Origin of the sequence: Pantoea trifolii (assembly GCF_024506435.1) — a bacterium.
Lineage (GTDB): Bacteria > Pseudomonadota > Gammaproteobacteria > Enterobacterales > Enterobacteriaceae > Pantoea > Pantoea trifolii.
In genome coordinates this window covers 42,900-56,284 of record NZ_JANIET010000001.1, presented here as the reverse complement: position 1 = coordinate 56,284, position 13,385 = coordinate 42,900, and the positions used below count along the sequence as shown (strand labels likewise).

Here is a 13,385-nt window from a genome sequence, read left to right as displayed (position 1 = left end):
CGGATCTGTGCGTTTTCACCAGATTACATTCAAAGTACTTTAGGCTGCATCAGTTAATTGATAACCATACGCATTAGTTGCAGTGCCGCTTCCGACTAAAAAATTCATTCCGTAGCACCTTCGTGGCCCATTTCCCGTCTGTTGCCGCCAGCACGGCAGCAGCGACTTTATTAGCCAAAGGATGAAGTGAAAAATGAATAATCTGTCCACCATGATGCGAGAGATGAGTGGATATCTCACTCCGACGATTATCGATTCAGCGCAACACTGTTCACGCCGTTTACTGGCCGCACTTCCCGATGCCGCGCACCCGGAAAATAACCGCGTGTTGCTGGCCTACGGCGGCGGCAAAGACAGCAGCTATATGGTGGCGTACGTACGCTACATTCAGGGGCTGATCTGGCAGCAGCACGGCACCACCTTTCAGCTGCGCATCAGCACCAACCGTCATGCGGCGATGAACGACAGCGTGATGGAGAATATCGATCGCGTGTATCGCGCGCTGCACATCCCCGATGATGACTTTACCGAATGTCTGGTGACCGACGGCCTGCAAATCCGCCACTTCGATCGCCATTTACCGATGCCCGACAGCGTACGCCAGCAAAATCGCAACGATGTGCTGATGAATGGCCACCGCTTCCGTGCCGATGCGCGCTCTACCTTTTGTAACGCCTGCAATCTCAGCATGGTGAACTCGTTTGGCCTGGCGGCGCATTACGACGGTGGCGTTGATGTGATCATCACAGGTGATTCGCCGCAGGAACAAACCGCTTATCTGGCATGGGCGCGCCATCTTTCGCGGCTGTTTGATGCGCCGGTGGCGGATAAATCGCGCGGCTTTAGCGGCTTCCTGCAGACGCTGGATGGCGTGGCCGAGCGCTATTTCGCCGATATCTACGGCGCCGACCAGGTGACGCCCGCGCACCGCATTACCTGGCAGCTGGAACGCGATCCGCTGTTCTTCAATATCTATCAAGACACCGCGTATGAAGCTGGCGCGCACTGGGCGCTGCTGACCGAATTTATGCATTTCCGCTTTGATGAACTGATGTTCAGCTTCTCCGAATCGGACTGCGGTAACCCGACGTTAATGGCACATATTCGCGGTCTGCGAGCGGAGACGCTGTTGCAGCGCAGCTACGCCGAAGGCATTCGCGAATATGTGCGCTTTGCGCTCGGGCTGATGGTGAAAAAGGATTTCCCGCCGCAGCTGATCGATGAGATGGCGGCACGCTATCAGGACGATAAGGCGATTAAGCGCGCCCGCCAGCGCGCTGCGCAGTTCGCCGAACAAGCATTCGGCCTCAATGAAACCCAACTGGTTTGCATGATCTATTCGCCGTTTATCGCCGAAGGCCATCAGCTAAAAAGCTGGCTGCAGCAGTTGGCCGATGCGCCGGACGAAGCGGCGGTGCGCGCGCTGCTGCGCGGCGAAAGCGACGATCTGTTGCTGGCGCAGCAGCTGGAGCAACTTTCTGGTTTGACCGTGGCGCAGATGCGTCACTGCTGGCGCAGCGCGCAGGTGAGTTCACTGCTGGACGATCAGCGCGGCGATGCGCTTTCGCGCGTGCTGCGTTTTGACCCGCACAAAGCAGTGATTCAGGTGAATAACGGTGTCATGCAAGACGTCGTCACTGAAGTGATCTCCGGGCGTTAACCCGGTAAGGCAACGCGATGAGAAAGATTTTCCTGCAGATTGGCGCCACCCGCGACGGACAAAATCCTTACTGCGCGGTGGCCAAACGCGAGGGCTACTTTACCGTGCTGGCGGAGATGGGCGACTTCGTCGATTACCAATCGCTGAGCATCCCGTTGCCATTCGATCTGATTGTGCGGCTCGATCGCCCGGAAAATCCGTGGGATGTGCTGCAAGCCTGTTTGCATGCCGGGTTGATGGAACATCCTCACGTGGTGCTGGCCGGCTTTGAAGCCTACAACGCCAGCGCCGGTCGCGTGCGCGAACTGCTGGCGGGGCCCGACGCCGGTGTGAGCTTTATTCCGCCGGATAAGTACGCGCAGCGCATGGCGTTACGCAAAGCCTGGCAGCGCTTTCCGCAACCGGAGTTTCGCTTTTTTGCCTCGCCGCTCAGCATCCGCGATGCGCGTGAAGCGCTGCTCTATCCCTGCGTGATTAAGCCGGTTGATGGCGGCGGCGGCCTTGGCATCTGGCTGGTGAAAGAGGCCAGCCAGCTCGATGCGGTGATCGGCAAGCTGGTCGATACCATGAATTACGGCGGACGCGGCTTCAGCGGATTTATCGTTGAGAGCTGGCTGGCGGGCGATGAGTATTCGCTGCAAGGCGTGGTGGCGGACGGCCACGCCGTCGCGCTGACCTGCTGCCAAAAGGTGATCGAACACCATCGCGATGCCGATGGCTGCGTCAGTTTTTACGAATCCGGTCATGTGGCGGTCGCGGCGCAGCAACTGCCCGCCAGCTTTAGCAGCCTGATGAGCTTCTGCTGCGAAACCTTCGGCTATCGTCAGGGCGCATTTCATATCGACTTTATTGTGGTCAATGGCGAACCGCACTTCCTCGAAATGGGCTTCCGCCTTTCCGGCATGGGCGTGGTGAATCTGGTGCAGGAAGTTACCGGCATTAACTGGGCGGAAGTGGCGTTTCACATCGAAGCCGGTCACAGCATGCCGCCGCTGCATTTTCCGCCGCAGCCGCAGGCGGTGGGCCGCGTGCGTTTGCGTCAGCGCCTGCAGTATGACGCGGCTGAACGCTGGATCGAGCAGCATCAACGCGGTCAGCTGTTGCCGCCGCTCAATCTGCCGGCGCTGGCGGTTTCGCCGCGCTCTTCGCTGTATGCCGATTTAACCCGCCACGCCGGCATTCTCGCCACCTTCCGCCTCGCCGCTACCAGCCGTGACGAAATTCTGGCGGTGTTCCATCAGATCCTTGAAGTCTCATCGCTCACCACACGGAGAGATTTACTATGTGCAGAATGATCGTGGCGCACGGCCAATTTGATGCCGCCGCAGTGCTGGACGCCGCGCGTGCCATGAGCTGCGGTGAAACCGCCACGCACGAAGGTCCGATTAAACAGCATCCCAACGGTTGGGGCTGTTTATGGCTGGAACAAGGGCACATTCGCACGCTGCACGGCACCGGCACTTTCGCCGATGCGCTGCCGACCATTGATGTTGATCGCCTGCGCGGCCGCTTTCTGGCGGTGCATGTCCGCCACGCCACGCTGAGCAAAAATCACGGTATCGAATTTTCCCATCCGCTGTGGCGCACCAGCGGCGCAACGCAGTGGTACATGATGCATAACGGTTTTTTGCCCACCGTCTATCAGCAATTGGGCATGGCGGAGTCGCGTTTTGATTCCGCTGAGTATCTGGAATATGTAGTGGATCGCGCCACGCCCGCGGATTTCACCCGCGATTATTTGCGCGACAAGATGGCGCAGGTCGCGCCGGGCGGCAGTTCGGCAAACGCCATTTTTGTCACCCGCGATAAAGCCTGGGCGTGGCAATGGCATCCCGACGATACGCCCTATCCCAACTATTTCACGCTGCACCGCTTACAGAATAACAACACCACATTTATCTCTTCTGAACCTATTTCAGCACTGGGCACGGCGTCTGAATGGCGTCGTATGAGTAACCATGAACTTCATGAGTTTCCTATTGGGGAGTGATCAACATGGCGATTTTCAATCAGATCCGCGTTATTCATCCGAACATGTTTGTGGAAAGCACCTGGCTGGATGACATCGTCACCGCGCGCGTGCCGTTGCTGGTATTACGTAATTTCCTCACACCGGACGTGCGCGCAGCGGTGGTCGATGATTTGCAGCAGTGCCGCGAACAGGTGCGGGTGTCGCACTATCCGAACGGCGCGCTGACCACGCTTGGCCCTTATCTGGCGAAGCACACCGCTGCGCCGGAAAACTACTTCACTGAGCTGCGCGATATCCAGCCCGCGCTGCCGCCGTCGCTGCACTGCCTGCGCGATCAGATCTACAACTGGGTTAAGCACGCGCTGCGCCTGGAAAGCCTGCAAACCGCTAACGAACCTGAACTGGGCGATTACGCCGGTTCGATTGTGCGCTTCCACGCAAACGGCGTCGCCAATCCCCTGCATAACGACAACATCGTGCGCGATGCCGCTGGCAGCGGATTGGCGGTGACCCACATCCTGCATCAACTCAGCTGCGTGGTCTGTTTGCAGGAGTGCAACGCCGGCGGCGAGCTGCGCATCTTCAATAAGAAGTGGCAGCCGATGGATGAGTATTACAAAACGCCGGGCGAGCTCGGTTATCAAACCGGCGTCATTGAGCACAGCGAGGTGTGCGAGTTCTCACCGCGCAGTGGCGATATCTATCTGTTTAACCCTGCGTTTTATCACGAAATTGATCGCGTGGAAGGCGACACGCGCATCACCATGGGCTTCTTCTTTGGCCTGACCGACAAAAAAATGAAACACGCCATCGCCTGGAGTTAACGCCAGGTTTTCGACGAGGAGACGAGCATGAATACCTATGAAAAAGTAGCGGCCCTGCTGGATCAGCATCAGGCGCGTTATCGCGTGGTGGAGCATGAAGCCATCGGCCAGACCGACCTGATTAGCGAGATTCGCGGTAACGATCTCAATCAGGCGGCCAAAGCGATGGTGCTGGAAGTGACGATGCCGGATGGCGCGGATGCGCGCTATCTGCTGGCGATTGTGCCGGGCGACTGCAAGATTAACTTCAAAAGCGCCGCACGCGCCATTGGCGGCAAGAAGTCGAGCTTTGCGCCGCCAGAGAAAGCGCAGGAGTTAACCCAGTGCGTGATGGGCGCGGTGCCGCCGTTTAGTTTTGATGACCGGCTGGCGCTACGCGTCGATGCGCGCCTGCGCGACGTCGGCACGCTGTGGTTCAACGCGGGCGCACTGGATCGCTCCATTGCTTTACAGGTGGATGATTTCTTTAAGATTGTCGGTGAAGAATGTTGTGCCGAGATCGCGACACCGGTAACGGCAACTGCCTGATTACGGCAGGAAGGAATGAGTATGTCAGTGAAAGATATGTTGTTAGCCCTGCTGGTTGTGGTGGCATGGGGCGTGAATTTTGTGGTGATTAAGCTGGGCCTGCAGGACATGCCGCCCTTCTTGCTGGCGGGATTGCGTTTTAGCCTGGTGGCGTTTCCGGCGATCTTGTTTGTGAAGCGGCCGGCGATTCCGCTGCGCTGGCTGATCGTCTACGGCATGACCATCAGCTTTGGCCAGTTCGCTTTTCTGTTCCTTGCCATCAAGCTGGGCATGCCGGCAGGATTGGCGTCGCTGGTGTTACAGGCGCAGGCCTTTTTCACCTTACTGTTGGGCGCGCTGTTCCTGGCGGAGAAGCTGCGCTGGAATCACATCGCCGGCATTTTAGTGGCGACGCTCGGCATGTTTATGCTGGCGACGGCAGGCATGGCAGGCCAAACCACGGCGGGCATTACGCTCACCACCATGATGCTGACGCTGGCTGCGGCGCTGTCGTGGGGGCTCGGCAATATCACCAACAAAATCATTTTGCGTAACCGCAAAGTGCCGGTGATGTCGCTGGTGGTGTGGAGTGCGCTGGTGCCGATAGTGCCGTTTTTTGCCTGCTCGTGGCTGTTCGATGGTAAGGCGGCGATTGTCACCAGCCTGCTGCACATCTCGCTGCAAACGGTGTTGGCGCTGATCTATCTCGCCTTTATCGCCACCATTGTCGGCTACGCGATTTGGGGCAACCTGCTGAGTCGCTATGAAACCTGGCGCGTAGCTCCGCTGTCGCTGCTGGTGCCGGTGGTGGGCATTCTCAGCGCGGCGCTGATTCTCGGTGAAACCTTGTCAATTCAGCAGATGATTGGGGTTTCAGTGATCATCCTCGGCCTGCTGGTGAACGTGTTTGGCGGCATGGTCAGTCAGCGATTATTGGTGCGCACCTAAACAAAAACGCCGCTTTTCAGCGGCGTTTTTTTCAACTCACATCCTGATTACAGGATTTCGATACGACGCGGTTTCGCCTCTTCCGGGACGATGCGAACCAGATCGATGCTCAGCAGACCATTCTCCAGACGCGCATCGCGCACGGTGATGTGATCGGCCAGCTGGAATTTGCGCTCGAAGTTGCGCTCGGCGATGCCCTGATACAGGTACTTACGCTCCGGCTGCTCTTCAGGATGCGCGCCGCGCACCACCAGCACGTTGTCATGCGAGGTGATATCTAACTCGCTCTGGGCAAAGCCCGCCACGGCAATGGTGATACGGTAAAAATTCTCATCCACCAGCTCAACGTTATACGGAGGATAGCCACCATTGGCCTGGTTTTGATTGGACTCAAGCAGGTTAAACAGGCGATCGAAACCAATGGCAGAACGATAAAGTGGAGAGAGATCAAAATTACGCATAATAAGACTCCTGATATTCAGCAAGTTTAGGCAACCTTCCACCATGGACAGGTTGTGCAGTCCGTTGTTGTCCCTTCCGGCAACAACAACAAGACCGTTCCTTAAAAGTGGGTGCAGCCTGGTCGCTTTCAAGGGCTGATGCGTATTTTTTTACAGCAAATTTGACGATATGACATACACTCAGGGGACCAATCGCCTGAGATCCAAGACCTAGCCATAGAGCTTTGCTTAACGTCAGGTGAAACACTCCAGCCAGGGCCATGCCATGACTGAAGGGATGATGATGATGAATATGATGAAACGCTTTCCGCTCACAGCTGTGCTGGTTTGCAGTACCTTCGTTACTTCGGGCTGCTCCAGCGTTATGTCTCACACCGGCGCCAGTCAGGGCTACTACCCCGGCACGCGCGCCAGCGCAGAGATGATCACTGACGACAACACCAGCTGGGCGATCAAGCCGCTGGCGCTGATCGATCTCCCGTTCTCAGCGGTGATGGACACCGTGCTGCTGCCGTGGGATTACTTCCGTTCTGACGACGATAAAAGTAAGGATTCCATCCACGAGCGCGTGATGCAGAGCGAGAAAATGGCCGGCACGCAAGCCAGCCTGGCGACCGCGGCGGCTATGCCCGTGCAGCCGCATTAACGCAAAACAGCTGCCGCCAGCCGTCTACTTCCCGCATATAAGCGATCTTTTCCCCATCTGGTGACCAAACCACCGCATCACCGGATGGCGCTTGATCGCTACGTGGCGTTAAGCGCGTACATTTCCCCGTTGCCACCTCACAGCGCATCACACTGTTATCACAGATAAAGCTTATCGCGCCACCTTGTGGATGCCAGCTAAACGCCGACTGAATGCTGCTTGCTAGCTGCGTCACCTGACGCGGCTGACCGCCATTAGGTGAAACCGTCCACAGCTGAATCACGCCCTGATCGTCCGCCAGCAAAAAGGCGATGGCGCTGCCATCCGCTGAGGCGCGCAGCCAGTGACGCGGTTGCAACGCCAGGCCGTTGGTGTGCGTGATGCGGCGCTGCTGCACGCCAGCTGGCGGCGCAGGCAATTTATCCGCCGAGCCCTGCAAGGGCGATGCGCCAGCTTTAGCATAATCGGCTAACGCGGCGGGCAGATCCACCACGAACACCTCCGGCACTTTGTCGCCGTTCGCGCCGCGCGTATCGCCGATAAAGGCGATGGCCCAGCGCTGCCAGCTGCCATCTGCTTTCTGATAGCCTTGATTCCCGATCCAGCACTCTTCATAGGCGCGGTCAATCTGGTCGCTGCCTGGCTGTGGATCGCGCTGCGTCTGGCTGACCAGCACACAATAATGGCTGCCCTCATATTCACGCGGATGCTGTTTGGGCGGACACACCGGATGCAGCGGCACGGCCACGCCGACGTTACGCAGATCGTCGCCGGCCTCTTTTTCATGCATCACATGATCGTTGTAGGTAAAACTCAGGCGCGAACCGTCCGGACTGAAGACGTGAACATGCGAGCCACCGCGCAGCGCGCCGGGCGTGTAAGGCGCGGTGATATCGCAGGCGTCGAGGTTCTCAGCGATGCCGTGCTGCACGATCACGCCGCGACGGTGATGGAAATCGTAGTGCCAGTGCGCATCCGGATGTTCCGGCCCATGAATGCAGACGTAACGCGGCGGCAAATCCGGACTGACGGTGACCACGCCAACATGCGCGCCATCGCGCGCCTGATACAGCACCTCAACGGCACCGCTCGCCACGTTGACGCGCTCAATGGTCAGGCTGGTAAAAGAGGCGCCGGAAGGTCGCACATCAAATGCCAGCCACTGGCTGTCGCCGGTCCAGACGTTGATGTTGGTGAGTTGATGATGACGCGCGGCAAAGGTGATTTGTTTTTCTGACATGAGGCAACCTTCCATCAAACTGTTGCCGGATAAATTACGTGATTTGGCGGGGCGATGCGAATAAACCAGGTTGCGCTTATTGTGCGGTTATCTGCAAGGTCGCCATTATCGTGCGGTTGTTGGCCAGGTCGCCATAAATGGCGACCCTACGGGGTGTATTAACCTACGCGTTTTACATCACCGACTAACAGGATGTAAGACAGCGCGCCGATCAGCGCCACCGCCGAGATATACACCAGCGCTGGCGCAAAGCCGTAATCCTGCGCCAGATAGCCCACCACCAGCGGCACGGTGATGCCGCCCAGGCCGCCAACAAAGTTGAACATGCCGCCGGTCAAACCAATCAGACGCACCGGCGCCAGCGAGGAGACCAGCGACCAGGTAATTGAGGCGAAGCCGTTGCCGAAGAAGGCGATCGCCATCAGCGTCATAATCCAGATGGGATCATTGGTGTAGTTCGCGCCCATGATGCAGGTGGAAATCAGCAGGCCGCAGATGATCGGTGTTTTGCGCGCAAAACCCAGCGAACGGCCGCTGCGCACCAGACGATCGGCGACGATACCCGAGAGAATCACGCCAACGAATGCCGCGAGGAAGGGCACGGTGGTCATGAAGCCCGCGGTGAGCGCCGCGATGTGTTTTTCCTGCGTCAGATAGTTCGGGAACCAGGTCAGGAAGAACCACAGCGTGGATGTCACGGCGAACTGGCCAAGATAGACGCCGCACAGCTTGCGGTGAAACACCAGTTTCCAATCGGCGGCGGTGAGTTTGGTGCGGGTTTTCTTTTCGCTCGGCGCATCGCCATCCACCATCGCGCCGCCTTCGCGGATGTATTCCAGCTCGGCTTTATTAATGCCTTTGCTCTGGCTCGGCGCCTGATAGAACTTGATCCAGATGAACGACCAAACAATGCCGATGCCGCCGGTAATAATGAACACCCAATGCCAGCTCAGCAGTTCCTGAATCCAGATCAGCAGTGGTGTGAGGAAAGCCAGGCCGACAAACTGACCGGACGTGTAGAAGCCGACGGCGGAAGCGCGCTCCTGCTCCGGGAACCAGCTGGTTACCAGACGATTATTGGTGGGGAAAGCCGGCGCTTCAAATATGCCGGTAATCGCACGCAGACCAATTAACGATAATAAGCCGGTGGCGAAACCTTGTAATAAGGTCGCAACCGACCAGCCAAAGATGGCAATAAAATAAGTTAAGCGTGAACCTACACGATCGAGGAACCAGCCGCCGGGAATCTGGCACAGCGTATATAACCAGGCAAAGGCGGAGAAGACATAACCCATTTGCGCTTTGGTAATACCGAACTCTTCCTGAATATGCGCGGAAGCGACAGCTAAATTAGCGCGATCGACATAACAAATGACCACCGTAATAAATATCATCAGTAGCGTGATATAGCGACGGCGCGTCGGTTTGGCCTGAACAGCAGAGAGATCCATGGTGTTTCTCCGTAATCGTTTTGCCGTTTAGGCGCGACAGAGCACGCCCCGGCAGATGTAGGGTAGCGATATCAAAGGTAAAACCGCGTCAACGGTAAATAAGCTGTGCCGGGAAACAGGCTGAGCGAAGCCCTATGCCCTATTTCACCGGCATATAGATATTTTCAAATGACTATTTTTAGTACGTGTTAATTACCATTCGGCAACTGAACCGTCGGGGAATCTCCAAAGCGGGTTTCTCCAGTCAGGTGCATTTTTACTGCGCTCGATCACCAGCTCTTCATTAATTTCCACGCCGAGGCCCGGTTTATTTAACGGATAGAAATGACCGTCATCCATTTTAAAATCGTCTTTATTGATCACGTAATCGAGCAGTTCAGCGCCCTGATTATAGTGAATCCCCATGCTCTGCTCCTGGAACACCGCATTGCGTGAGACGAAGTCAACGTGCAGGCACGCGGCCAGCGCGATCGGGCCCAGCGGACAGTGTGGAGCCAGCGCCACATCGTAAGATTCGGCCATCGCAGCAATTTTGTAGCACTCGGTGATGCCGCCCGCGTGTGACAGATCCGGTTGCAGAATCGCCAGTCCACCCGCTTCCAGCACGCGTTTGAACTCAAAGCGCGAGAACATGCGTTCGCCAGCGGCGATGGGGATGTGAGTTTGCGCCGCCAACCGCGGATAATATTCCGCCTGCTCCGCCAGCACCGGCTCTTCAATAAACAGCGGGCGATAAGGTTCCAGCTCTTTGATCAGTACTTTTGCCATTGGCGCGCTAACGCGGCCGTGGAAATCGAGGCCAAACTCAATCTCTTTACCGAAGGCTTCACGGATCTGCGCCACGGTATTCACCGCGTCATCGACTTTGCGCGCATTATCGATAATGCCCATCTCTTCGCAGCCGTTGAGTTTGAAGGTATCAAAACCGATGGTGCGCAGTTTCTTGATGCCATCAATCACATCCGCCGGACGATCGCCGCCCACCCAGCTGTAGGCTTTGATGCTGTCACGCACCAAACCGCCCAGCAGTTGATAAACCGGCACGCCGAGCGCTTTGCCTTTGATATCCCACAATGCCTGATCGATACCGGCGATGGCGCTCATCAGAATCGGGCCGCCGCGATAGAAGCCACCGCGATACATCACCTGCCATAAATCGTTGATGCGCGCCGGATCCTGACCAATCAGATATTCCGACAGCTCATGCACCGCCGCTTCTACGCTGCGCGCGCGGCCTTCAATCACCGGTTCGCCCCAGCCGACAATGCCTTCGTCCGTTTCGATTTTCAGGAACATCCAGCGCGGCGGCAGGCGATAAGTGGTCAGTTTGGTAATTTTCATCGTACAGCGTCCTTATATGCAGCAATAAATGCGCGAGCCTGTTCCACAGTGCGCGACAGCGGTTGGCCGGCGCGATAGAGATCGCTGCCCAGACCCGCGCCAATGCAGCCTGCGGCCATAAATTCATGCAGGTTTTCCGGCGTCACGCCGCCCACGGCAAACACCGGCACTTCCGGCGGCAGCACGGCTTTCAGCGCTTTGATGTAGCCCGGCCCAAAGGCTGACGACGGGAAAATTTTCAACGCCTGCGCACCGGCCTGTAAGGCGGCAAACGCTTCGGTCGCGGTGGCGCAACCGGCGGCGACGATCATCCCTTTGGCGACCGCCTGGCGGATCACGGCGGCATCGGTGTTCGGCGTGACGACTAATTTGCTGTTCAGCGTCGCCAGCTCATCGACCTGCGCCGGATTCAGCACCGTACCGGCACCAATCAGCGCTTTATCGCCGAAGGTTTTCACCATCGCGCCGATGCTTTTCGCCCACTCCGGCGAGTTAAGTGGGATTTCAATCGCATCGAAACCCGAGTCAATCAGTGCGCCAACGTGCGCTTCGGCTTCATCCGGCGTGATGCCACGCAGAATGGCGATCAGCGGGACTTTAGTTTGCCAGGACATTCGCAATACTCCTTATTCCGTGCTGGAAAGCACGATCGCCTTCCAGCGTGACTGAATCCATGCCGATAAACTGCAGCGCCTGCTGATAACGTTGCGCCAGCGCGCTACCGGCAATAATGGTGATCGGTTGGCTGGTGGCGTTGGCCTGTTGCGTCATCAGCGCCACTTCGTGACCAATCAGCAAGCCTGAAAGAAAGTCACTGATATGGCGGCGGTCGCGTGCACCGAGCACGTGAGAAGCGCGGACTTCAAACAGGCGCGAGAGAATCGAAGCATCGTTGCTGCCGACTTGCACACCTTCGTGGAAAGCCGCCGCGTTCGCTTGCTGCTCGGGTAAACCCGCGCCAATCAGCGACTGTTTCAGCAGCAGATGATGCAGTTCACCGGTCATCACGGTGCGGAAATCCAGCACGCGATCCTGTTCCATCTGCACCCATTTAGCGTGCGTGCCTGGCATCACGTAGAGCGGCGCAGGTTGCAGTTCCACCGCGCCGAGCAGCTGCGTCTCTTCACCGCGCATCACGTTGTAGTTGTCAGCACGTTCCACACTCAATCCCGGCACGATCCACGCTTTCTCCTCAACGCGCGTCAGGCGGCCAGCGATTTCGCCCAGCGCCACCGGACAGGAGAGATACGGCACCGACAGCCAGCCGGCATTGCTGCCCACCATGCCCGCCATCACCACCGGCACGTCGTTGACTGGCCAACCCGCAGTGACGCTAGCAAATACTTCAGCTGGCGTGCGATCGCCAAGGCGCGTAACGCCAGCTTCAGAGCGGCGCTCATCAATACAAACGCCGGCTTGATAATGCCAGGCGCGCAGGTTGGTTGAGCCCCAATCAATCGCGATATAGCTGGTCACATAATCTCCTTGAGTCGCGCCGTTGAGCTGGCAATCATCGCTTTCGCCGCCAACTCGGCGGCATCGCCATCCTGATGACGAATGGCATCGAACAGCGCTTTATGTTCGGCGAGCGTGCGCGGCATGTTGCCTTCGTCCGCCATGTAGGTTTGCGCAAACACCGCTTTTTGCAGCTGGCTGATCGCCACGTTGAGCTGCTGCAGCACCGGATTGTGTACCGAATTCAGCACCGCTTCGTGATAGCGGATATCCGCATCATTAAAGGCATCACGATTGAGGTGGTTAGCCACCATGTCGTTGTACGCCTGTTCAATCGCAGCCAGATCGCTTGAGGTGGCGCGTTCAGCAGACCAGCGCGCAATCTGCGGCTCAACCAGCACGCGCACTTCGTTCATGGCGGCAATCAGACGCGGGTCCTGATCGTGCGCCAGCGCCCACTGCAATACGTCGCTATCGAGATAGTTCCAGTGATTGCGCGGCGTGACGAACGCGCCGCGATAGCGCTTCATCTCCATCAAACGTTTCGCCATTAGCGAGCGAAACACTTCGCGGATGATATTGCGCGAGGTGCCGAAGCGTTCACACAGCTCAGCTTCGGCGGGTAACGCCGCGCCCGGTACAAATTTGCCGGCCACAATCTCTTCACCCAGCGTCAGGATGATGCGCTCTGTTTTGCTTAATTGTTCTTGCGTCATGATGTTCCATTCAGTGAAAGGCAGTTACGCATCAGATTACTGCTTTCGCGGAGCGAAGCCTAACGGCCGCCCTGACCTGTGCCGTCGATTGTAGTACCATAACGTTAAGTTGTACTACAATCTGGATCACAAAATAGACAATGCATGTGCGATGATGCGATAAG

Annotated in this window: 14 protein-coding genes; 7 read left to right on the top strand and 7 right to left on the bottom strand. The window is 57.3% G+C overall.

Going from position 1 to position 13,385, the window contains the following annotated elements:
• Window positions 1-193: 193 nt before the first annotated feature.
• Genes NQH49_RS00265 through NQH49_RS00240 form a run of 6 tightly spaced genes read left to right on the top strand, consistent with a single transcriptional unit; the run spans window position 194 to window position 5,911 of the window.
• Entirely contained in the window at window positions 194-1,660 is a 1,467-nt protein-coding gene (locus NQH49_RS00265) for a hypothetical protein (RefSeq protein ID WP_256697916.1), read from the top strand.
• A gap of 17 nt (window positions 1,661-1,677) precedes the next feature.
• Complete coding sequence (locus NQH49_RS00260; protein WP_256697914.1) at window positions 1,678-2,955, top strand: ATP-grasp domain-containing protein; 1,278 nt, start codon at window positions 1,678-1,680, stop codon at window positions 2,953-2,955.
• Window positions 2,943-3,650, top strand: coding sequence for a class II glutamine amidotransferase (locus NQH49_RS00255; protein ID WP_008105281.1), 708 nt, complete (start codon window positions 2,943-2,945; stop codon window positions 3,648-3,650). The genes NQH49_RS00260 and NQH49_RS00255 overlap by 13 nt, the downstream gene beginning before the upstream one ends.
• A 5-nt stretch (window positions 3,651-3,655) precedes the next feature.
• Entirely contained in the window at window positions 3,656-4,456 is an 801-nt protein-coding gene (locus NQH49_RS00250) for a 2OG-Fe(II)-dependent halogenase WelO5 family protein (protein ID WP_256697913.1), read from the top strand.
• A 27-nt stretch (window positions 4,457-4,483) separates the two neighbouring features.
• The gene (locus NQH49_RS00245; RefSeq protein WP_008105283.1) at window positions 4,484-4,984 is read left to right on the top strand and encodes a YbaK/EbsC family protein; all 501 of its coding nucleotides are present in this window, start codon (window positions 4,484-4,486) and stop codon (window positions 4,982-4,984) included.
• A gap of 21 nt (window positions 4,985-5,005) precedes the next feature.
• Window positions 5,006-5,911 (top strand): EamA family transporter, encoded by a 906-nt coding sequence (locus NQH49_RS00240; RefSeq protein WP_256697912.1) that lies wholly within the window; start codon window positions 5,006-5,008, stop codon window positions 5,909-5,911.
• Window positions 5,912-5,958: 47 nt separating this feature from the next.
• Here NQH49_RS00240 and ibpA read toward each other — a convergent pair whose 3' ends face one another.
• On the bottom strand, window positions 5,959-6,372 hold the full coding sequence (gene ibpA, locus NQH49_RS00235; protein WP_008105285.1) for a small heat shock chaperone IbpA: 414 nt from the start codon (window positions 6,370-6,372) through the stop codon (window positions 5,959-5,961).
• 286 nt (window positions 6,373-6,658) lie between these two features.
• Here ibpA and NQH49_RS00230 point away from each other — a divergent pair, with 286 nt between their 5' ends.
• Entirely contained in the window at window positions 6,659-7,018 is a 360-nt protein-coding gene (locus NQH49_RS00230) for a YceK/YidQ family lipoprotein (RefSeq protein ID WP_293795770.1), read from the top strand.
• Here NQH49_RS00230 and NQH49_RS00225 read toward each other — a convergent pair.
• From NQH49_RS00225 to NQH49_RS00200, 6 genes are all read right to left on the bottom strand, one after another.
• Window positions 6,996-8,258, bottom strand: a complete 1,263-nt coding sequence (locus NQH49_RS00225; protein ID WP_256697910.1) for a YidR family protein — start codon at window positions 8,256-8,258, stop codon at window positions 6,996-6,998. The genes NQH49_RS00230 and NQH49_RS00225 overlap by 23 nt on opposite strands.
• Before the next feature lie 158 nt (window positions 8,259-8,416).
• Window positions 8,417-9,709 carry an MFS transporter gene (locus tag NQH49_RS00220; protein ID WP_256697908.1) on the bottom strand — a complete coding sequence of 431 codons (1,293 nt, stop codon included), beginning with the start codon at window positions 9,707-9,709 and terminating at the stop codon, window positions 8,417-8,419.
• A 192-nt stretch (window positions 9,710-9,901) separates the two neighbouring features.
• The gene (gene dgoD / locus NQH49_RS00215; RefSeq protein WP_007893527.1) at window positions 9,902-11,050 is read right to left on the bottom strand and encodes a galactonate dehydratase; all 1,149 of its coding nucleotides are present in this window, start codon (window positions 11,048-11,050) and stop codon (window positions 9,902-9,904) included.
• Complete coding sequence (locus NQH49_RS00210) at window positions 11,047-11,664, bottom strand: 2-dehydro-3-deoxy-6-phosphogalactonate aldolase (protein ID WP_256697907.1); 618 nt, start codon at window positions 11,662-11,664, stop codon at window positions 11,047-11,049. The genes dgoD and NQH49_RS00210 overlap by 4 nt, the downstream gene beginning before the upstream one ends.
• Window positions 11,648-12,526 (bottom strand): 2-dehydro-3-deoxygalactonokinase, encoded by an 879-nt coding sequence (locus NQH49_RS00205; RefSeq protein WP_256697906.1) that lies wholly within the window; start codon window positions 12,524-12,526, stop codon window positions 11,648-11,650. The genes NQH49_RS00210 and NQH49_RS00205 overlap by 17 nt, the downstream gene beginning before the upstream one ends.
• The gene (locus NQH49_RS00200; RefSeq protein ID WP_256697904.1) at window positions 12,523-13,221 is read right to left on the bottom strand and encodes a FadR/GntR family transcriptional regulator; all 699 of its coding nucleotides are present in this window, start codon (window positions 13,219-13,221) and stop codon (window positions 12,523-12,525) included. Before NQH49_RS00200 ends, NQH49_RS00205 begins: the two co-directional genes overlap by 4 nt.
• Between the last annotated feature and the right edge of the window lie 164 nt (window positions 13,222-13,385).